At 44.0% G+C, this 20,139-nt stretch carries 20 protein-coding genes; 5 read left to right on the top strand and 15 right to left on the bottom strand.

The window, feature by feature from the left end; genetic code table 11:
• Positions 1-48 precede the first annotated feature (48 nt).
• The 5 genes from ilvG to ilvA all read left to right on the top strand — a co-directional run bounded on the left by ilvG (position 49) and on the right by ilvA (position 6,377).
• Entirely contained in the window at positions 49-1,695 is a 1,647-nt protein-coding gene (ilvG, locus tag I3259_RS10195) for an acetolactate synthase 2 catalytic subunit (RefSeq protein WP_238029513.1), read from the top strand.
• Positions 1,695-1,943 (top strand): acetolactate synthase 2 small subunit, encoded by a 249-nt coding sequence (gene ilvM / locus I3259_RS10190; protein WP_005372349.1) that lies wholly within the window; start codon positions 1,695-1,697, stop codon positions 1,941-1,943. The genes ilvG and ilvM overlap by 1 nt, the downstream gene beginning before the upstream one ends.
• Before the next feature lie 20 nt (positions 1,944-1,963).
• On the top strand, positions 1,964-2,896 hold the full coding sequence (ilvE, locus tag I3259_RS10185; RefSeq protein WP_005372347.1) for a branched-chain-amino-acid transaminase: 933 nt from the start codon (positions 1,964-1,966) through the stop codon (positions 2,894-2,896).
• Between the two features lie 80 nt (positions 2,897-2,976).
• Complete coding sequence (ilvD, locus tag I3259_RS10180) at positions 2,977-4,818, top strand: dihydroxy-acid dehydratase (protein WP_238029512.1); 1,842 nt, start codon at positions 2,977-2,979, stop codon at positions 4,816-4,818.
• 5 nt (positions 4,819-4,823) lie between these two features.
• Complete coding sequence (gene ilvA / locus I3259_RS10175; RefSeq protein ID WP_238029511.1) at positions 4,824-6,377, top strand: threonine ammonia-lyase, biosynthetic; 1,554 nt, start codon at positions 4,824-4,826, stop codon at positions 6,375-6,377.
• Between the two features lie 67 nt (positions 6,378-6,444).
• Here the strand turns inward: ilvA and I3259_RS10170 are convergent, their stop codons facing one another.
• The 15 genes from I3259_RS10170 to I3259_RS10100 form a co-directional block, all read right to left on the bottom strand.
• The gene (locus I3259_RS10170) at positions 6,445-6,837 is read right to left on the bottom strand and encodes a helix-turn-helix transcriptional regulator (RefSeq protein ID WP_238029510.1); all 393 of its coding nucleotides are present in this window, start codon (positions 6,835-6,837) and stop codon (positions 6,445-6,447) included.
• 170 nt (positions 6,838-7,007) lie between these two features.
• Positions 7,008-7,385: a helix-turn-helix transcriptional regulator gene (locus tag I3259_RS10165; protein WP_005372339.1), complete on the bottom strand. Its 378-nt coding sequence runs from the start codon at positions 7,383-7,385 to the stop codon at positions 7,008-7,010.
• A gap of 241 nt (positions 7,386-7,626) precedes the next feature.
• Entirely contained in the window at positions 7,627-9,462 is a 1,836-nt protein-coding gene (gene glmS / locus I3259_RS10160; RefSeq protein ID WP_238029509.1) for a glutamine--fructose-6-phosphate transaminase (isomerizing), read from the bottom strand.
• A gap of 22 nt (positions 9,463-9,484) precedes the next feature.
• The gene (locus I3259_RS10155; protein WP_238029508.1) at positions 9,485-10,258 is read right to left on the bottom strand and encodes a DeoR family transcriptional regulator; all 774 of its coding nucleotides are present in this window, start codon (positions 10,256-10,258) and stop codon (positions 9,485-9,487) included.
• Between the two features lie 217 nt (positions 10,259-10,475).
• The gene (glmU, locus tag I3259_RS10150; RefSeq protein ID WP_238029507.1) at positions 10,476-11,834 is read right to left on the bottom strand and encodes a bifunctional UDP-N-acetylglucosamine diphosphorylase/glucosamine-1-phosphate N-acetyltransferase GlmU; all 1,359 of its coding nucleotides are present in this window, start codon (positions 11,832-11,834) and stop codon (positions 10,476-10,478) included.
• Positions 11,835-12,084: 250 nt separating this feature from the next.
• Complete coding sequence (locus I3259_RS10145) at positions 12,085-12,507, bottom strand: F0F1 ATP synthase subunit epsilon (protein ID WP_005372333.1); 423 nt, start codon at positions 12,505-12,507, stop codon at positions 12,085-12,087.
• A gap of 17 nt (positions 12,508-12,524) precedes the next feature.
• Positions 12,525-13,931, bottom strand: coding sequence for a F0F1 ATP synthase subunit beta (gene atpD, locus I3259_RS10140; protein ID WP_107208084.1), 1,407 nt, complete (start codon positions 13,929-13,931; stop codon positions 12,525-12,527).
• Between the two features lie 32 nt (positions 13,932-13,963).
• Positions 13,964-14,830, bottom strand: coding sequence for a F0F1 ATP synthase subunit gamma (gene atpG, locus I3259_RS10135; RefSeq protein ID WP_006647573.1), 867 nt, complete (start codon positions 14,828-14,830; stop codon positions 13,964-13,966).
• A gap of 44 nt (positions 14,831-14,874) precedes the next feature.
• Complete coding sequence (gene atpA / locus I3259_RS10130; protein WP_006647571.1) at positions 14,875-16,416, bottom strand: F0F1 ATP synthase subunit alpha; 1,542 nt, start codon at positions 16,414-16,416, stop codon at positions 14,875-14,877.
• Positions 16,417-16,432: 16 nt separating this feature from the next.
• Entirely contained in the window at positions 16,433-16,966 is a 534-nt protein-coding gene (atpH, locus tag I3259_RS10125; protein ID WP_238029506.1) for a F0F1 ATP synthase subunit delta, read from the bottom strand.
• Positions 16,967-16,982: 16 nt separating this feature from the next.
• Positions 16,983-17,453 carry a F0F1 ATP synthase subunit B gene (atpF, locus tag I3259_RS10120; RefSeq protein WP_005372318.1) on the bottom strand — a complete coding sequence of 157 codons (471 nt, stop codon included), beginning with the start codon at positions 17,451-17,453 and terminating at the stop codon, positions 16,983-16,985.
• Between the two features lie 79 nt (positions 17,454-17,532).
• Positions 17,533-17,790, bottom strand: a complete 258-nt coding sequence (gene atpE / locus I3259_RS10115) for a F0F1 ATP synthase subunit C (protein WP_005372317.1) — start codon at positions 17,788-17,790, stop codon at positions 17,533-17,535.
• 67 nt (positions 17,791-17,857) lie between these two features.
• Entirely contained in the window at positions 17,858-18,661 is an 804-nt protein-coding gene (atpB, locus tag I3259_RS10110) for a F0F1 ATP synthase subunit A (RefSeq protein ID WP_238029505.1), read from the bottom strand.
• 8 nt (positions 18,662-18,669) lie between these two features.
• A complete protein-coding gene (locus I3259_RS10105) occupies positions 18,670-19,059 on the bottom strand; it encodes a F0F1 ATP synthase subunit I (protein WP_238029504.1) in 390 nt (129 codons plus the stop codon).
• A gap of 177 nt (positions 19,060-19,236) precedes the next feature.
• Positions 19,237-20,133: a ParB/RepB/Spo0J family partition protein gene (locus tag I3259_RS10100; RefSeq protein WP_238029503.1), complete on the bottom strand. Its 897-nt coding sequence runs from the start codon at positions 20,131-20,133 to the stop codon at positions 19,237-19,239.
• Between the last annotated feature and the right edge of the window lie 6 nt (positions 20,134-20,139).

Below are 20,139 nucleotides of genomic sequence, written 5' to 3'. Positions count from 1 at the left end.
AATCGTTATCATCTCAAATAGATCTCGCAAAGCAAGCAAGGAGCTGCGATGACAGGGGCAGAATTAGTCGTAAAAGCGCTGCATCAGCAGGGTATCAAAACTGTATTTGGTTACCCAGGCGGTGCCATCATGCCAATTTATGACGCTTTATATGATGGTGGAGTAGAGCATATCCTCTGCCGTCACGAACAAGGAGCAGCAATGGCTGCTATTGGTATGGCTCGATCCACCCAAGATGTTGCTGTCTGTATGGCAACATCCGGTCCAGGTGCCACAAACCTCGTCACAGGACTTGCTGACGCCTTTATGGATTCAGTCCCCTTGGTTGCGATTACTGGACAAGTTGCTAGTACTCATATTGGAACCGATGCCTTCCAAGAAATGGATGTAATTGGGATGTCTTTATCATGTACTAAACACAGCTATCTGGTAACAGATATCAATGACCTTGCACCAACCCTTGCTGAAGCATTTGTAGTCGCTAAAGCCGGTCGTCCTGGCCCTGTTATTGTCGATATAGCTAAAGATGTACAGCTTGCACAAGCGCCAACCGAATTATTACCTCCGATAGAACCGCCAGCGATTCCAACAGTCAGTAATGATGCAATCACTGCCGCTCAACAACTACTCGATCAAAGTCATCGTCCCGTAATGTATGTCGGAGGCGGAGTACAAATTGCCCACGCAACTGATACGTTACGCCAATTTTTAAGCCTTAATCCGATGCCTTCAGTCAGTACCTTAAAAGGCTTAGGATCTATCGAACGTCATGACCCGCATTTTCTTGGCATGCTTGGTATGCACGGCACAAAAGCGGCCAACCTAGTAGTACAAGAAGCGGATTTATTAATTGTGGTGGGCGCCCGTTTTGATGATCGCGTAACCGGCAAGTTAGATACCTTTGCGCCACACGCAAAAGTGATTCATATTGATATTGATGCGGCTGAATTTAGTAAATTACGTCATGCTGATGCGCCATTACGTGGTGATATTAATACGATTTTGCCTCAGTTAGAGCTGAGCCAAGATATCAGCCGTTGGCTCACTCACAGCGAACATATTCGTAAAATTGGCAAATGGCGCTATGACCATCCTGGCGATCTGATTTACGCACCATTACTGCTTAAGCAATTGTCAGATATGATGCCAGATAGCAGCATGGTATCGACTGATGTTGGTCAACACCAAATGTGGGCCGCACAGCATATTCAACCTCGTGAGCCACAAAACTACATTACATCAGCTGGCCTTGGCACCATGGGCTTTGGTTTACCTGCAGCAATGGGAGCCAGTGTTGCCCGCCCTGATGATCAATCTATTCTGATCTCTGGTGATGGCTCGTTTATGATGAATGTACAAGAATTGGGAACGTTAAAGCGCCGCAGTATTCCCGTAAAAATGGTACTTATCAATAACCAACGCTTAGGTATGGTACGTCAATGGCAGTCGCTGTTTTTTGATGGTCGCCACAGTGAAACCATCCTAGATGATAACCCTGATTTTGTGATGTTAGCTAAGGCGTTTGATATCCCAGGAAAAACCATTACTCGTAAAGAAGAAGTGGCTCCTGCACTGGAAGAAATGCTCGCCAGTAAAACCGCTTACTTGCTGCATGTATTGATTGATGAAGAACAAAATGTATGGCCACTGGTTCCACCGGGTGCTGCAAACCAAGATATGCTGGAGAACACCTAATGGAAAGATATTTACTCAACATTACCGCTAATGATAAGCCTGTATTACTTGAGCGAATTTTACGTGTGATCCGCCATCGAGGCTTCATCATAAAAAAAGTCGATGCAACACAAAATCATCACAGCAAGATAGCCAGAATCGAAATTATCGTAGATAGTACTCGTCCTATATCGACGCTTATCAACCAAATTGAAAAACTGTGGGACATCATCAGTGTAGAGACTTCCCCCCTACAGTTACTGGATTAAATTTTAGAAAGGAATTCAACATGGCAAATACAGCAGATTACATTTGGTTTAACGGTGAGATAGTGCCTTGGGCTGATGCTAATGTTCACGTTTTAACTCACGCAATGCACTATGGCACTTCAGTATTTGAAGGGATCCGTTGCTACAACACGCCAAAAGGCCCAGCCGTTTTTCGTCATGAAGAACACATGGTACGACTAAAAAATTCGGCAAAAATTTATCGCTTCCCGATCCCATACAGCTGCGATGAACTAATGGAAATTTGCCGTGAAACGATCCGAGTAAATAAACTCGATTCTGCTTACATTCGTCCATTGGGTTATGTGGGTAATGTTGGCCTCGGCGTTTGCCCTCCCGTTGATACAAAAATGGATTTGATTGTTGCCGCTTTCCCTTGGGGTTCTTACTTAGGTGAAGAAGCGCTAGAAAACGGTGTCGATGCAATGATTTCTAGCTGGAACCGTGCTGCGCCAAATACAATTCCAACAGCCGCAAAAGCAGGCGGTAACTACCTATCATCACTACTGGTTGGTAGCGAAGCACGTCGCCATGGTTACGCAGAAGGGATCGCATTAAGTGTTGATGGTTATCTATCAGAAGGCGCTGGCGAAAATATCTTTGTTATTCGTAACGGCGTTCTTTCAACGCCACCAACGACTAGCGCAATTTTACCTGGTATCACCCGTGACACCATCATGATCCTAGCTAAAGAGCGAGGATATGAAGTACGTGAAGAAAACATTGCCCGTGAAGCACTTTACCTTGCCGATGAGATCTTCATGACAGGTACTGCCGCTGAGATTGTTCCTGTCCGTAGCGTTGATCAAATTACCGTTGGTGAAGGCAAACGAGGCCCTATCACCAAAGAGCTGCAAGCCGCTTACTTCGGTCTGTTCAATGGTGAAACAGAAGATAAATGGGGCTGGTTAGATTACGTTTATCCACAAAAGTAATTGCCCTTCACAACCAAACCAATACATATCAAAACTGTCGCTAATGCGTTAGCGACAGTGCTTTAAAAGGATTTTCTGTTATGCCTAAATACCGTTCAGCAACCACTACCCATGGCCGAAATATGGCTGGCGCTCGTGCTTTATGGCGCGCAACTGGCGTTAAAGATGAAGATTTCGGCAAGCCGATTATTGCTGTTGTGAACTCATTTACCCAATTTGTTCCAGGTCACGTCCACTTAAAAGATCTCGGTCAATTAGTCGCTAAGCAAATCGAAGAAGCGGGCGGTATTGCCAAAGAGTTTAATACTATTGCCGTTGATGATGGTATCGCGATGGGTCACGGTGGGATGTTGTATTCACTGCCATCTCGTGAGCTCATTTCAGATTCTGTTGAGTACATGGTAAACGCACACTGTGCCGATGCGATGGTATGTATCTCAAACTGTGACAAAATCACCCCTGGAATGTTGATGGCATCACTTCGCCTAAATATTCCAGTTATTTTTGTTTCTGGCGGACCAATGGAAGCGGGTAAAACTAAGCTTTCAGAGCAAGTGATCAAACTCGATTTAGTTGATGCGATGATCCAAGGTGCCGATCCTAAAGTGTCAGATGAGCAAAGCGAGCAGATCGAACGTTCAGCATGCCCTACCTGTGGTTCATGCTCTGGTATGTTCACAGCTAACTCAATGAACTGTTTAACCGAAGCTCTCGGTTTAAGCCAGCCAGGTAATGGTTCAATGCTGGCAACACACGCAGATCGCGAGCAGCTATTTATTAATGCCGGTAAACGCATTGTGGCACTGACGAAGCGCTACTACGAACAAGATGATGCATCTGCACTGCCACGTAATATTGCCAATAAGAAAGCCTTCGAAAATGCGATGGCATTAGATATTGCTATGGGGGGATCAACCAATACCGTTTTACACCTTTTAGCCGCAGCGCAAGAAGGTGAAATTGATTTCACCATGACCGATATTGATCGCATGTCTCGTATTGTTCCTCACCTCTGTAAAGTTGCGCCATCAACACCGAAATATCATATGGAAGATGTGCACCGAGCAGGCGGCGTTTACAGTATTTTAGGTGAATTGGATCGCGCAGGTCTCTTCCACAGCGATTGTCACAATATTCTGGGTGAAACCTTTGCCGAAAGCTTCAAACACTACGATATTAAAGTAACGGATTCAGAAGAAATAAAAACGTTCTTCCGCGCAGGCCCTGCGGGTATCCGCACCACTCAAGCATTTTCACAAGATTGCCGTTGGGAAACCCTTGATGATGATCGAGAAAATGGCTGTATTCGTAGTAAAGAGTTTGCCTTTAGCCAAGATGGCGGCCTTGCTGTACTGTCAGGCAATATGGCACTTGATGGCTGTATCGTTAAAACCGCTGGGGTTGATGAAAGTTGCTTAACCTTTACAGGTCCTGCCGTAGTATTTGAAAGCCAAGATACCGCTGTTGAAGGGATCCTTGGCGGTAAAGTGAAAGCAGGCGATGTCGTGGTTATTCGTTATGAAGGACCTAAAGGTGGCCCAGGTATGCAAGAAATGTTGTACCCGACCACTTACCTTAAATCTATGGGTCTTGGTAAAGAGTGTGCGTTGATCACTGACGGTCGATTCTCAGGCGGTACCAGTGGCCTATCTATTGGTCACGTTTCGCCTGAAGCCGCAAACGGTGGCACGATTGGCCTGATCGAAAATGGCGATATTATCGCGATTGATATTCCAAACCGTAGCATTGAACTAAATGTCGATGATGCAACCCTCGCGGCACGTCGTGAAGCAACGAACCAACGCGGTTGGAAACCTGTTGATCGTGAACGTCAGGTTTCTTTTGCCCTAAAAGCCTATGCCAACCTCGCCACCAGTGCAGATAAAGGCGCAGTGCGCGATAAATCTAAACTAGAAGGATAATCACCATGAGCGAAGTGAAACAGGCCACGGATGAAGAGCTACTTAGCGGAGCCGACTATCTTCGCAATATCCTTCGAGCGCCGGTTTATGAGGTGGCGCAAGTCACTCCATTACAAAATATGTCTCGTCTGAGTGCAAGGATTGCAAATCAGATCCAACTTAAACGGGAAGACCGCCAGCCGGTCCACTCGTTTAAGTTACGCGGCGCTTATAACATGATGTCGCAACTGACTGAGCCTCAAAAAGCCGCTGGGGTGATTGCAGCCTCTGCAGGTAATCATGCGCAAGGTCTTGCTTTATCAAGCCAGAAACTCGGTGTTAAAGCCACGATTGTCATGCCACGGACTACACCTGATATCAAAGTAGATGCGGTACGTAGTTTTGGTGGTGTTGTCGTACTGCATGGCAGTAACTTTGATGAAGCGAAAGGCTATGCTGAACAATTAGCACAACAACACGGCTATACCTTTATTCCTCCTTTCGATCACCCTTCGGTGATCGCAGGGCAAGGCACTATCGGTATTGAATTAGTCCAACAAAACGGTCATTTGGATTGTGTTTTTGTACCGGTTGGCGGTGGTGGTTTAGCCGCCGGTGTTGCGGTATTGCTAAAGCAATTATTACCTGAAATTAAAGTCGTTGGAGTCGAAGCTGAAGATTCTGCCTGCTTAAAAGCAGCCCTTGATGCAGGTAAACCTGTCTCGTTAGATCAAGTGGGTATGTTTGCCGATGGGGTAGCCGTTAAGCAAATAGGTAGCGAGACTTTCCGTTTATGTCAGCAATACCTTGATGATGTTATCACGGTCAGCAGTGATGAAATTTGCGCGGCAGTAAAAGACATTTTTGAAGATACCCGAGCGATTGCTGAGCCTTCAGGGGCTCTTTCTCTGGCTGGACTAAAAAAATACGTCGAACTGCATCAAATCCGCGATCAGCAACTTGCTGCTATTTTATCAGGCGCAAACTTGAATTTTCATGGCCTACGCTATGTTTCAGAACGTTGCGAGTTAGGTGAAAAACGTGAAGGGTTATTAGCCGTTACAATCCCTGAACGTCCGGGTGCTTTTCTCGATTTCTGTCATTTGATTGGGGGCCGAGCAGTAACCGAGTTTAACTACCGTTATAACGATGATGCACTGGCCAATGTTTTTGTTGGTGTCCGTTTAATGCAAGGCCAAGAAGAACTTGATGGCATCATTAAAGATCTACGAAAAGGCGGATATCCAGTAGTCGATTTATCTGATGACGAAATGGCAAAAGTCCATGTCCGTTATATGATTGGTGGCAGACCATCAAAGCCACTAAAAGAGCGTTTATATAGCTTTGAGTTTCCTGAGTACCCGGGTGCACTTATCCGCTTTTTAAACACCCTTGGCTGCCATTGGAATATTAGCTTATTTAACTATCGTAATCATGGTGCAGATTATGGTCGTGTCTTATGTGGCTTTGAACTAGAAGACAAAGACTTACTATCATTTACTACCCACTTGCGCGAACTCGGTTATCAATGGAAAGATGAAACAGAAAACCCTGCCTATAAGTTTTTTCTTGCCCAGTAGTAATCATTCATAACAAAAAAAGCAGCGTAATCGCTGCTTTTAATTCTATCGAGAATGCTCAAGATAATTAACGACTGCTAGATACATATTCAATACAGCTGGCAATCAAATTAATATTTTGTTCGATCATTTTTTGGCGTAAAGGAGAAGGGACCTGCGCATACATGACAGATAGCCGATTGATATCACCATATTCGGGCGTATTGTCGTCTGAAATAAACCAATGGAGAGGACGACCTGTTATCTTAGCTATATTCATTAGCATTAATACTCTAGGCTCTGTTTTCCCTGACTCCAAATCAAGGTAAGTTTGACGAGCAACACTGAGCTGCTTAGCCATACTCACTTGAGTGATCCCTTTCCATTCTCTCGCTTCTCGAATCTTATGTGCAATATGCGCTATTTCTGTCACCGCGTTATTAATCTCACGATCAACACTATATTCACCCATCATCGACATTTATACCGCACTTAACCTATAAACTTTGCTTAAATTATTCTTCGCCAAAATAGATGTCTATGGGGACTAATATAAAAATGTGATGTGCCTTATTCTCTGTAGACAAAGCTGGACAACAAAAAGATAAAAATGAACAGCTAAGTAGACAGCAAATACTATCGTAACGCTGACTACTTATTTTTATGGGTTAGGGCGCGGGTGTATTCCGCCATGAAACTCGCTAAGTTGATGCATTGCTGCAAAATAACGTGACGAGCAGAATGTGGCAAGCGACTAAAAAACTGCAGTAATCGATCTATTTCTTCCTTGTACTCACTCTCTAAAATTTCTATCCCTTCATCACCATACACGAACCAGGTTAATGGTCGCTCAGTGATCTCCGAGATCTCTGATAATAGTCGTACTTTAGGCTCTGTTTTTCCGGTTTCTAAATCAAGATACGTTTGGCGAGCGACTTTTAATTGCTGGGCCATATGTACTTGGGTTAATCCTTTCCATTCACGAGCCTCCTTGATCCTAGCTGCAATCTTTGTCTTTGGCTCAGTCATACATCTTCTCCAATCAGATAGTGAAGAACGCTTCACTATTTGTTGCAGTGCAGATGATGAGCCAATTTTTCATTTTTTTTAATTCTTAATATTCAATAAGATAAAATCAAAGCAGACTTTTATTCTTAATTTGAATCGCACATCGTATGGATAATCAGGCATTTTTTTATTTCGCAACACGATAAACCTTAACTAGCATGTCGATAAAAAAGACGCAAGTTGCGTCTTTTCTCATTTTACATTACTCAACAGTCACGGCTTTGGCTAAATTACGAGGCTGATCAACATCAGTTCCTTTAATTAAAGCCACGTGATACGACAACAACTGCATCGGAATGGTGTAAAAAATCGGAGCAATGATTTCATCCACACTCGGCATAGTCATAATTTTCATACCGTCGGTTTCTTCAAAACCAGCTCCACTATCTGCAAAAACATACAGTAATCCACCTCGAGCACGTACTTCTTCAATATTGGATTTAAGCTTTTCTAATAAATCATTAGTAGGTGCCACGACGATCACAGGCATTTCAGCATCAACTAACGCAAGTGGGCCATGCTTTAATTCACCAGCCGCATAAGCCTCAGCATGAATGTACGAGATCTCTTTTAATTTAAGTGAGGCTTCAACAGCAATAGGGTAGAACTCACCACGACCTAAAAATAATGCGTGCTGTTTATCGCTGAATTCTTCAGCCAATAACTCAATTGGTTTATCAAGCGTTAATGCTTTCTCTATAAAGCTAGGTAATTGCTGTAGTGAATGAACGATCTTTTCTTCTTGCTCATTATCAATCTTACCTTGCTGCTTACCTAACGCAGTTACAAGCATTAATAACGCGACTAACTGCGTAGTAAATGCTTTAGTTGATGCGACCCCAATTTCAGCCCCTGCGCGGGTCATAAAAGCTAAATCAGATTCACGAACCAAAGATGAGCCTGCAACATTACAAATTGTCATCGCAGCCATATAGCCTTTTTCTTTTGCTAAACGCAGTGCTGCTAAGGTATCTGCCGTTTCACCTGATTGAGAAAGGGTGATCAATAAGCTATTTGGACGGGTAACAAATTTGCGGTAGCGAAACTCAGAGGCGATTTCAACATCACAGCTAATTCCAGCAATAGATTCAAACCAGTAACGTGCCACCATGCCCGCGTTATAGGAGGTACCACAAGCAATAATTTGAATATGCTCAACATGATCAAAGATCGTTTTCGCTTCATTACCAAAACTTTCCAAGATCACACGATTGTTGCGGATCCTGCCTTCCATGGTATTGATCAGAGCGCTTGGCTGCTCAAAGATCTCTTTTTGCATATAGTGACGATAATGACCTTTATCCGTATCATCATGCTGAATATTAGATTCGGTAACTTCACGTTCAACCAACTCGCCTTGTTGATTAAACACTCGAATATCACGACGGGTGACTTCGGCAACATCACCTTCTTCTAAAAACATAAAACGACGAGTCACATTAAGCAAAGCCAATTGATCAGACGCAATAAAGTTTTCACCCACACCTAATCCAATCACCAACGGGCTGCCAGAGCGCGCAACAACCAAGCGTTCAGGATCGCGACTATCCATCACCACGGTACCATAAGCGCCTTCAAGTTGAGCAACAGCTTGCTTCACTGCAGTTAGTAAAGAATCGGTAGTTCGCAACTCCCACTCAACTAAATGTGCAATTACTTCAGTATCGGTTTGAGAATGAAAAATATAACCACGTTGTTGTAATTGCTCACGTAATACTTGGTAATTTTCGATAATTCCATTATGAACAACCGCTATATGTTCGTCAGAAACATGAGGGTGAGCATTAGCTTCTGAGGGTTCACCATGTGTTGCCCAACGTGTATGTGCAATACCTGTTCCGCCTATAACTTGCGTTTCATTAACGGCATCAGCTAAGGCTTGAACTTTCCCTATCCGTCGTAAGCGCTGTAATTGAAATTGTTCATCAACAACAGCAAGACCGGCTGAGTCATACCCTCGATATTCTAATCGACGTAAGCCTTCAACTAAGATCTCTGCTACATCACGTTGTGCTACGGCACCTACAATCCCACACATAACTGCTATCCTTTACAACTTGTTATTGTTCACTACAGGCACGAATCACTCGCACACCCTGTTGTTCTATCGCGACAGTATCAGCATCACTCATGCCATCATCGGTAATTAAAGTATCGATCCCTTGCCACGCTAACTCTAAATTCGGAATTTTTCGTCCAACCTTACAAGACTCAATCATTACCACCACTTCACGAGAAACTTCAGCCATTACTCGACTTAACCCTGTCAGCTCATTAAAGGTAGTTGTGCCACGCGCAATATCAATACCATCAGCACCAATAAATAACTGATCAAAGTCGTATGAACGCAATACGGATTCTGCAACTTTGCCTTGGAAGGATTCTGAATGCGGATCCCATGTACCGCCCGTCATCAATAAGGTCGGTTCATTTTCAAGTGCATTCAGTGCATTCGCGACTTGCAAAGAATTAGTCATCACTACTAAGCCTTGCTTAGTGCTTAGTAGATTAATTAATGCTGCTGTTGTACTGCCACAATCAACGATAATGCGATTGTGATCGCGGATCTGCTCAGCCGCGGCAATAGCTATCGCTAACTTTCGTTCTGAAACCTTTTCTTCTGAGTCAGTTGCAACTATTTCGCTCGGCATAGCAATGGCACCACCGTATCGGCGCAGTAATAAGCCAGAACTTTCTAATGCCGCGAGATCTTTACGAATTGTGACCTCAGAGGTCGAGAAGTGACTAGCAAGTGTATCCACACTAACTTCACCTTCAATACCAACCATAGCAGCAATAGCATGGCGTCGTTGTTGCGTATTACGTTTAGACATAAGTTTTGAAATGACAGGTTAAGTTTCGATTTGAAACTTAGTATAGCGTTTTAAAAATTAATCGATCAATAACAAATATGCAGATTGAGTATAATTTTCATCTCGAAATAACTACTGAGATAGAAAAATTAGAGGAATATAGAGGGGTAAATTGGAAACTCATAATAAAAAAGCAGGAGAAAGCTCCTGCTTTTTAAAAAAGTAAATTGATATCTAATTACTTTTTGGTTGGACGTTTCCAACCTTGAATTGTTCGAGCCGGTGCGCGAGTGATCACTAACTCACCTTCACCGATATTACGATTAATTGTTGCACCAGCACCGATAGTTGCACCACTTGCGACTTTAACAGGGGCGATAAGTTGGGTATCAGATCCAACAAACACATCATCGCCAATTTCTGTCTTAAACTTATTCGCACCATCGTAGTTGCAAGTAATGGTACCTGCACCGATGTTAACGTTGGCACCAATATCTGCATCACCAAGGTAAGTTAAATGGCCAGCTTTAGAGCCTTCACCTAAACGTGTTTGCTTCATTTCAACAAAGTTACCCACATGAGCTTGAGCTTGCAGTTCTGTTCCTGGACGCAAACGAGCAAATGGACCGACTGTACAGGCTTCACCAACCGTTGCCCCATCAATCACACTGTATGGGCTGATAATTGAGTTATCATCAATCTCACAATCTTTAAGCACACAACCTGCGCCAATAACGACGTTATCACCAATGCTCACGCTGCCTTCAATCACAACGTTAACATCAATTTCAACATCGGTACCACATTGCAATGAACCGCGTAAATCAAAGCGAGCAGGATCGCGTAGCATTACGCCTTGCTCTAATAAACGCTCAGCTTGTTGTGCTTGAAATGCACGCTCAAGACGGGCAAGTTGAATACGGTTATTGACCCCTTCAACTTCAATCGGGCTGACTGGATGTACCGCTTCGACGGCACGGCCTTCATCGTGAGCAATTTCAATAATGTCCGTTAAATAGTATTCACCTTGCGCATTATCATTTTTAAGCGCCGCTAACCAACGCTTTAGATCACCGCCATTAGCAACCATTACACCGGTATTGATTTCTTTGATCAGTTTTTGCTCTTCAGTCGCATCTTTTTGCTCTACGATCGCAACAACAGGACCATTACGACGGACAATACGACCGTAACCCGTTGGATCATCAAGAACAACAGTCAGTAGAGCAATACCACCATCAGGCTGAGCATCAAGCAGATTTTCTAACGTTTGCGCACTAATTAGTGGCACATCACCATATAAAATCAATGCTTTTTCATCATCAGCAAGATTAGGAGTCGCTTGATTAACCGCGTGACCTGTCCCTAATTGTTCGGCTTGTAGTACCCAGTTAACTGATTCTTGGGACAATACCTGTTGCATGGTGTCGCCACCATGGCCATAAACTAAATTAATATTTTTCGCACCAAGATCATTACATGTATCAATAACATGTTTGACCATCGGCTTACCCGCTAAAGTGTGAAGCACTTTTGGCAAGTTAGAATACATACGGGTGCCTTTTCCCGCGGCTAAAATCACAGCACTGAAGCTCATGATGGGATATCCCTCTTGATGCATAAATTTTTATTTAATCTTTATTGTACCGTCTAGCTTGGCAGGTTTTAAGCGTAATTGTTTATTTCTCACCAATAAATAACACGTATACCTCGCAACTATCTCAATCAACAAGCGACTTTTATGACAAATATTGCGTTCTCGTTTACGTCATAAACCTAATGTCTCAAATGATCAGTATAAAAAAAGCGACCTTAATGGTCGCTTTTTATATTACTTTAGCGTCAGACTAGCGTGCGCGTTTAGTTAGTTCAATCACTCGAAGCTGAGCAATGGCTTTCGCTAAATCACTGGCTGCCTGTGCGAAGTCAATATCGCCATGCTGATTATGGATACGCTCCTCAGCTTGACGTTTAGCTTCTTCTGCTTTCGCGGCATCTAAATCAACACCACGAATAGCTGTATCGGCTAATACCGTCACTGCAGAAGGCTGAACTTCAAGCATACCGCCAGAAAGATAAATCACATCTTCCTCACCACCTTGTTTGGTAATACGTACCATGCCAGGGGTGATAGCAGTAAGTAGTGGGGTGTGACCGGCATGAATACCTAGTTCACCTTCACTACCCGTTACTTGAATATTTTCAGCACGACCAGAGAACAGACGTTTCTCAGCACTGACTACTTCCAAATGGAAAGTTATCGCTGCCATGTCGCCTCCTAATTAGCTTACAGCTTCTTCGCGTTTTCTAATACGTCTTCAATCGCACCACAGTACATAAATGCCTGCTCTGGGATATCGTCGTATTCACCCGCTAATAAGCCTTTGAAGCTACGTAGTGTGTCTTTCAACGTTACGTAGATACCTGGGTCACCAGTAAAGACTTCTGCTACGTGGTAAGGCTGAGTTAGGAAACGTTCAATCTTACGTGCACGTGATACCGCTTGCTTATCTTCTTCAGATAGCTCGTCCATACCAAGAATAGCGATGATGTCTTTTAGCTCTTTATAACGTTGAAGTAGACTCTGAACACCACGTGCAATATCGTAGTGCTCTTGACCTACTACCAATGGATCAAGCATACGTGATGTTGAATCCAATGGGTCGATCGCAGGGTATAGACCTAGCGATGCGATCTGACGCGAAAGTACAACTGTTGCATCTAAGTGAGCAAAGGTTGTTGCTGGTGATGGGTCAGTCAAGTCATCGGCAGGTACGTATACCGCCTGAACTGACGTGATAGAGCCAGACTTCGTTGACGTGATACGTTCCTGAAGTACACCCATCTCTTCTGCTAGTGTAGGCTGGTAACCTACTGCAGATGGCATACGACCTAGTAGTGCAGATACTTCAGTACCTGCAAGGGTGTAACGGTAGATGTTATCGATAAATAACAGTACGTCACGACCTTCGTCACGGAAACGCTCAGCCATTGTAAGGCCAGTCAATGCAACACGTAGACGGTTACCTGGTGGCTCGTTCATCTGACCGTAAACCATTGCTACTTTTGATTCTTCAGGTTTTTCGATGTTTACAACACCAGCTTCCTGCATTTCAAAGTAGAAATCGTTACCTTCACGTGTACGCTCACCAACACCTGCAAACACAGATAAACCTGAGTGTTTTAGGGCGATGTTGTTGATAAGTTCCATCATGTTAACGGTCTTACCAACACCCGCACCACCAAACAGACCAATCTTACCACCCTTAGCGAATGGACAGATTAAGTCGATAACTTTAACACCTGTTTCTAGGAGTTCAGTTACGTTTGACTGATCTTCATAGCTTGGTGCTTCACGGTGAATAGCGTAACGCTCTTGCTCACCGATCTCACCACACTCATCAATAGGTTGACCAAGAACGTTCATGATACGTCCTAAAGTCGCTGTACCTACTGGCACTTCAATTGGGCGGCCTGTGTTTTCAACAGACAAACCACGACGTAAGCCATCAGAAGTACCCATAGCGATACCACGAACAACACCACCACCAAGTTGCTGCTGAACTTCCAGTACTAGTGTACCGTTCTCTTTCGCATCAACATGAAGGGCATCGTATACCTGTGGTACAGAGTCCTGTGGAAACTCTACGTCGACTACCGCACCGATGATCTGTACGATCTTACCTGTAGCCATCGTTAATCCTCTAAACTTATTAATTCTTTGCCTTAAACAGCAGATGCACCAGAAACGATTTCTGACAGTTCTTGTGTTATCGCAGCCTGACGGGCTTTGTTGTACACAAGTTGCAGTTCATCAATTAGATCCCCTGCATTATCTGTTGCAGCTTTCATCGCGACCATTCGTGCCGCTTGCTCACTAGCAAGGTTCTCAACCACACCTTGGTACACTTGTGATTCGGCATAACGAACCAGTAGGGTATCTAGTAGTGGTTTAGGCTCGGGCTCATAAATATAATCCCAAGAATGATTGCGCTGCATTTCTTCGTCTTCTGACTTAGGCAAAGGCAACAATTGATCAATCACTGGTTGCTGTACCATGGTATTTACAAACTGGTTGTAAACCACATACAGACGATCCAGTTGGCCTTCATCATATTTCTTCAGCATTACGCCAACAGTACCGATCAACTCATCAACACTTGGCGTGTCACCAAGGCCTGATACTTGAGCTGCTACGTTACCGCCGTAGCTATTAAAGAATGCCGTTGCTTTTGCACCAATTAGCGCTAAATCAACATCGGCACCTTTATCTGACCATGTTTGAATATCAGTGATCGCTTTTTTGAACAAGTTAATGTTCAAGCCACCACACAAACCACGGTCAGTTGAAACAATGATGTAACCAACGCGCTTGGCTTCACGCTCTTCAAGATAAGGATGCTTATACTCGAGGCTACCAAGGGCGATATGACCGATCACTTTGCGCATAGTTTGTGCGTATGGACGTGATGACTCCATTGCTTCCTGCGTTTTACGCATTTTAGAAGCAGCCACCATTTCCATCGCTTTAGTGATCTTCTGCGTGTTTTTAACACTACCGATCTTGTTACGAATCTCTTTTGCGCCGGCCATCGTTACTCTCCGTTAGAAGGTGATCGCAAGCGATCACCAACCAATTACCAAGTCTGGGTAGCTTTGAAATCTTCTAGCAGTTTTGCAAGCTGCGCAGCAATTTCATCGTTGTAAGCACCCGTTTCATCTATCTGAGCTACAAGCTCAGCAAACTGACCTTTCGCGTAAGAAAGCAACGCAGCTTCAAAATCAGCTAACTTAACGATTTCAACATCGTTCAAGTAACCTTTTTCAGCGGCAAAGATAACAATCGCTTGCTCAAATACAGACATTGGCGCGTATTGTTTCTGCTTCATCAGTTCAGTCACTTTCTGACCATGATCAAGCTGCTTCTTTGTTGCGTCATCAAGGTCAGACGAGAACTGTGCAAACGCTGCAAGTTCACGGTACTGTGCAAGTGCGGTACGAATACCACCCGACAGTTTCTTGATGATCTTGGTTTGGGCAGCACCACCTACACGTGATACAGAGATACCTGGGTCAACAGCGGGACGAATACCTGCGTTGAATAGCTCTGTTTGTAGGAAGATCTGACCATCGGTGATAGAGATAACGTTAGTCGGTACGAATGCCGATACGTCACCCGCTTGGGTTTCGATAATCGGTAGTGCCGTTAGCGATCCTGTTTGACCTTTCACTTCACCATTAGTGAATTTCTCAACGTAGTGCTCGCTTACACGAGAAGCACGCTCTAGAAGACGTGAGTGAAGGTAGAAAACATCACCAGGGAATGCTTCACGGCCTGGTGGACGCTTAAGCAATAGTGAGATTTGACGGTAAGCAACAGCCTGCTTAGACAGGTCATCGTATACGATCAGTGCATCTTCGCCGCGGTCACGGAAGTATTCACCCATCGCACAACCAGAGTATGGTGCTAGGTATTGTAGCGCAGCAGCTTCTGATGCTGATGCTACAACTACGATAGTGTTTTCCAGTGCGCCGTGCTCTTCCAGCTTACGAACCACGTTAGCGATCGTTGAAGCTTTCTGGCCAATAGCCACATACACAGAGTAGATACCAGAGTTTTTCTGGTTGATGATGGCATCGATAGCCATCGCTGTTTTACCGGTCTGACGGTCACCGATGATAAGCTCACGCTGACCACGGCCGATTGGGATCATTGAGTCAACTGCTTTGTAACCAGTTTGTACTGGTTGATCAACAGATTTACGATCGATTACACCCGGTGCAATTACTTCAACAGGAGAGAATGTCTCTGTTTCAATTGGACCTTTACCATCGATTGGCTGACCTAGTGTGTTTACAACACGACCAAGTAGCGCAGGACCTACAGGTACTTCAAGAATACGACCAGTACCGGTTACCTTCATGCCTTCCTGTAGAGAAGCATAAGGGCCCATTACAACTGCACCTACCGAGTCACGCTCAAGGTTAAGTGCTAGTGCGAATAGTCCGCCTGGTAGTTCAATCATTTCACCTTGCATTACGTCAGCAAGGCCATGGATACGAATAATACCGTCGCTTACAGAAACGATAGTACCTTCGTTACGCGCTTCACTTACAACGTTGAAGTTTTCAATACGTTGTTTGATCAGTGCGCTAATTTCCGTGGAATTAAGTTGCATGCTCCAATTCCCCAAATCAAGACTGCAAAGTATCGCTCAGACGGTTCAATTTGCCCCGTACAGAGTTATCGATAACAAGGTCTCCAGCTCTAATTACAACCCCGGCAATCAGGGTCTCGTCTACACTGCAAGTCAGCATAACTTTACGCGCTAAACGCTGCTCAAGTTTCACGCTAATGGCATCTAGTTGATTATCATCTAAAGCAATAGCAGAAATTACTGTCGCTTCGATGGTGTGCTCATGCTCATGTTTCAGAGTCATGAATTCATCACAGACATCAGGTAGCGCCTTAAGGCGTCCATTTTCAGCCATCACCTTTAGAAGGTTTTGACCGAATTCATCGAGTTGCTCACCGCATACTGAAACAAAAATTTCAGTTAACTTATCCGCAGCAAATCCGCTATCCAGTACATCCTGCATAGTGTCATTTTGTGCTACTTCACTAGCAAAGTTCAGCATTTCTGCCCACTGAGCTAGCTGGTTCGTCTCGACCGCAAAGTCAAAAGCTGCTTTAGCGTAGGGGCGTGCGATTGTAGTCATTTGTGACATATGCTTGCCCCTTTAATTACAGTTCTGCAGTGACTTTGTTAAGAATATCGGCTTGAGCATCCACATCAATGGAGCGCTCAATGATCTTCTCAGCACCAATCACAGCTAGAGTTGCAACTTGTTTTCTTAACTCATCACGAGCACGATTACGTTCCGCTTCAATTTCAGCCATACCTTGCGCAAGGATTTTCTCACGCTCAGTTTGTGCTTCCGTTTTTGCTTCATCGATAATTTGAGCTTTACGCTTGTTTGCTTGCTCGATCAACTCGCTCGCAGCGCGTTTCGCTTCTTTTAGTTGATCAGAAGCATTCGCTTGTGCAAGGTCAAGGTCTTTGGCTGCGCGATCTGCGGCAGCCAAGCCGTCAGCAATTTTTTTCTGACGTTCTTCAATCGCTTCCATAATCGGTGGCCATACATATTTCATGCAGAACACCACGAAGAGGAAGAAAGCGATAGCTTGACCCAGCAAAGTTGCATTCATATTCACAACGCATCTCCTTTAAAAGGGTTGCTAGAGTCCATTTGCTACTTAATGTCAGCTTGAAACAAGCTGACATTACGATTTATTAACCAGCTAGCTGACCAACAAATGGGTTTGCGAATGTGAATAGCAGCGCGATTACGATACCGATCATTGGTACCGCATCAAGTAGACCAGCGATGATGAACATCTTAACTTGAAGCATTGGAGCCATTTCAGGTTGACGTGCAGCACCTTCAAGGAATTTACCACCTAGAAGTGCGAAGCCGATCGCTGTACCAAGGGAAGCAAGACCTACAATAATGCCCACGGCAATTGCAGAAAAGCTTAGTAAAGTTTCCATCACTATCTCCAGTTTATAGTTGTCGGCTAAAACGCCAATATAATAAAAAAAATGTTACAAATAATCGTTAATGATTGTCTTCATGTGCCTGAGACAGGTACACGATAGTTAACATCATGAATACGAATGCTTGAATTGTAATGACCAGGATGTGGAAAATTGCCCACGGTACCGAGCCTAGCCATTGAGCCCACCACGGCATTAGCGCCGCGATTAGGATAAACACCACCTCACCTGCAAACATGTTACCGAATAAACGCATACCTAGTGAGATTGGCTTCGCTAGTAACGATACCACTTCAAGAAGTAGGTTAAACGGGATCATGATAGGGTGATTGAACGGGTGAAGAGCCAGTTCTTTAACAAAACCGCCAAGACCTTTCACTTTGATGCTGTAGTAAATCATCAATGCGAACACGCCTAGCGCCATTGCCATGGTGATGTTAACGTCAGCACTTGGAACCACTTTCATATAAGGGATCCCAACACTTTGTGCGGCATACGGGATGAAATCAATAGGCACAAGGTCCATGATGTTCATCAGTAAAATCCAGCAGAAAATGGTCAGTGCTAACGGAGCTACAAGTGGATTGCGACCATGGAAGGTATCTTTAACGTTGGTATCAACGAATTCAACCACCATTTCGACAAAACATTGTACTTTACTTGGAACTCCTGATGACGCCTTCTTCGCAACTGAACGAAATAGCCATAGGAAAGCTAAACCGGTCAAAACTGAGAAGATAAGGCTATCTATGTTTACCGCCCAGAAGCTACCTTCACTCGCCAAGCCCAATTTATCAGTTGATAAGTTGGTCAAGTGGTGAGTGATATAACTTGCAGACGTTAGCGCTTCACCTGGCGCAGCCATAACTCATCCTATTTGTTGTTGTTAATGAATAAAACCGGTCCAAAAATATTAATACCAAGGGCCAGCAAATAGGTTAGTTTGAGGGGAACAAGTTCCACTCCCATATACAGGTAAGCAATGGCAAAAAGGATGACTGTGATAAGAATTTTAAGCACTTCTCCGCCATAAAATGACGCCATGACTAGCCGTGCATTCCTAGCACCACTAAACATGAAGGCACACACAGCGAAGACAGTATTGGCGATCACAAAGATGCCGCCACCAATCAATGCAGAGATTCCCCAGTCAACATTGACAGCAAAAACTGCCGTTAATGCCGTTGCTATCACGACGCCAGATTGTAGTAACAGCAACCGTTTTGCCAATTGGCGTCCCGGTTTAGCTAGCGTCGATACCATGTATTCGTTCCTCGAGTCCATTCCTTTACACGATCCGTGCTTGGGAAAACAGCGAAAATTATACGGCTCATAAGATTGATTGCAATCAAATAGCAGCAAAAAAAACAGTTAGATTTTACAACACTCTAACTTGATCACGATGATGTTATGTTTTTAACAAAAGTTACACATTTAACATCACAATTTATTCTCAAGCATTGCAAGAATTTGCTCTAGCTTGTCTTGTTGATCAAAGTTAATAACGATTTTTCCTTTGCCACTTTTCGTTTGATTAATCGCCACCTTAGTGCCTAATTGCTCAGTTAGTCTATTTTGCAATAAAGCGACGTGTTCACTTTGTGGGACAGGCACTTTAGGTATTGATGGATTTAACAGTGTTTTAACCAGTTTTTCAGCTTCACGTACGGTTAACAAATTATTGACAATTTTTTGTGCTGTAGCTAACTGTTGAACTTCATCTAAGGATAATAAAGCCCTTGCATGACCCATTTCGAGCTTTTTCTGCTCGACTAATTGTTTAACAGGTTCGCTTAACTGGTTTAATCGCAATAGGTTAGAGACTGCAGCACGTGATTTACCCACGGCTTCAGCAATTTGCTGGTGAGTCAGTGAAAACTCTTGCTGTAATCGTGCTAATGCAACCGCTTCTTCTATTGCATTTAGATCTTCACGTTGAATATTTTCAATCAACGCAATGGCAATGGTAGCCCGATCATCAACGATTTTAACCAAACACGGCACCGTCGTTAATCCCGCTATTTTAGCCGCTTGCCAACGGCGTTCGCCGGCAATAATTTCAAAACCTTGATCGACCAAACGACGTACCACAATAGGTTGAATGATCCCTTGGGCACGAATCGATTCAGCAAGTTCGGCAAGGGTATCATCAGCCACTGATTTACGGGGTTGGTATTGACCAGATTGCAGCCGTTCGATCGCAAGCTCACATAGTTCACCATCGGCATTTGAAGTCGTAGGCACTTGTTGTTGGGGGTGCTGTTTAGCTTGTGCAACAGCACTGGTCGAAAGCAAAGCATCAAGGCCTTTGCCTAAACCACGTTTATTAAAATTCATGAAAAG

It is taken from the genome of Photobacterium sp. Ph5 (assembly GCF_022129445.1).
Taxonomy (GTDB): Bacteria; Pseudomonadota; Gammaproteobacteria; order Enterobacterales; family Vibrionaceae; genus Photobacterium.
The sequence above is the reverse complement of the archived record's forward strand: the minus strand, read 5'-3'. Positions and strand labels throughout refer to the sequence as shown.

What these genes read in the sequence shown, in the direction of transcription:
- atpA (WP_006647571.1), bottom strand. Translation starts at nt 16,416, where the DNA reads ATGCAACTTAATTCCACGGAAATTAGCGCACTGATCAAACAACGTATT.
- atpE (WP_005372317.1), bottom strand. Translation starts at nt 17,790, where the DNA reads ATGGAAACTTTACTAAGCTTTTCTGCAATTGCCGTGGGCATTATTGTA.
- I3259_RS10170 (WP_238029510.1), bottom strand. Translation starts at nt 6,837, where the DNA reads ATGTCGATGATGGGTGAATATAGTGTTGATCGTGAGATTAATAACGCG.
- atpB (WP_238029505.1), bottom strand. Translation starts at nt 18,661, where the DNA reads ATGGCTGCGCCAGGTGAAGCGCTAACGTCTGCAAGTTATATCACTCAC.
- I3259_RS10100 (WP_238029503.1), bottom strand. Translation starts at nt 20,133, where the DNA reads ATGAATTTTAATAAACGTGGTTTAGGCAAAGGCCTTGATGCTTTGCTT.
- ilvE (WP_005372347.1), top strand. Translation starts at nt 1,964, where the DNA reads ATGGCAAATACAGCAGATTACATTTGGTTTAACGGTGAGATAGTGCCT.
- I3259_RS10105 (WP_238029504.1), bottom strand. Translation starts at nt 19,059, where the DNA reads ATGGTATCGACGCTAGCTAAACCGGGACGCCAATTGGCAAAACGGTTG.
- ilvD (WP_238029512.1), top strand. Translation starts at nt 2,977, where the DNA reads ATGCCTAAATACCGTTCAGCAACCACTACCCATGGCCGAAATATGGCT.
- ilvM (WP_005372349.1), top strand. Translation starts at nt 1,695, where the DNA reads ATGGAAAGATATTTACTCAACATTACCGCTAATGATAAGCCTGTATTA.
- atpH (WP_238029506.1), bottom strand. Translation starts at nt 16,966, where the DNA reads ATGTCACAAATGACTACAATCGCACGCCCCTACGCTAAAGCAGCTTTT.
- atpG (WP_006647573.1), bottom strand. Translation starts at nt 14,830, where the DNA reads ATGGCCGGCGCAAAAGAGATTCGTAACAAGATCGGTAGTGTTAAAAAC.
- I3259_RS10165 (WP_005372339.1), bottom strand. Translation starts at nt 7,385, where the DNA reads ATGACTGAGCCAAAGACAAAGATTGCAGCTAGGATCAAGGAGGCTCGT.
- glmU (WP_238029507.1), bottom strand. Translation starts at nt 11,834, where the DNA reads ATGAGCTTCAGTGCTGTGATTTTAGCCGCGGGAAAAGGCACCCGTATG.
- ilvG (WP_238029513.1), top strand. Translation starts at nt 49, where the DNA reads ATGACAGGGGCAGAATTAGTCGTAAAAGCGCTGCATCAGCAGGGTATC.
- I3259_RS10145 (WP_005372333.1), bottom strand. Translation starts at nt 12,507, where the DNA reads ATGGCAGCGATAACTTTCCATTTGGAAGTAGTCAGTGCTGAGAAACGT.
- ilvA (WP_238029511.1), top strand. Translation starts at nt 4,824, where the DNA reads ATGAGCGAAGTGAAACAGGCCACGGATGAAGAGCTACTTAGCGGAGCC.
- atpD (WP_107208084.1), bottom strand. Translation starts at nt 13,931, where the DNA reads ATGGCTACAGGTAAGATCGTACAGATCATCGGTGCGGTAGTCGACGTA.
- I3259_RS10155 (WP_238029508.1), bottom strand. Translation starts at nt 10,258, where the DNA reads ATGTCTAAACGTAATACGCAACAACGACGCCATGCTATTGCTGCTATG.
- glmS (WP_238029509.1), bottom strand. Translation starts at nt 9,462, where the DNA reads ATGTGTGGGATTGTAGGTGCCGTAGCACAACGTGATGTAGCAGAGATC.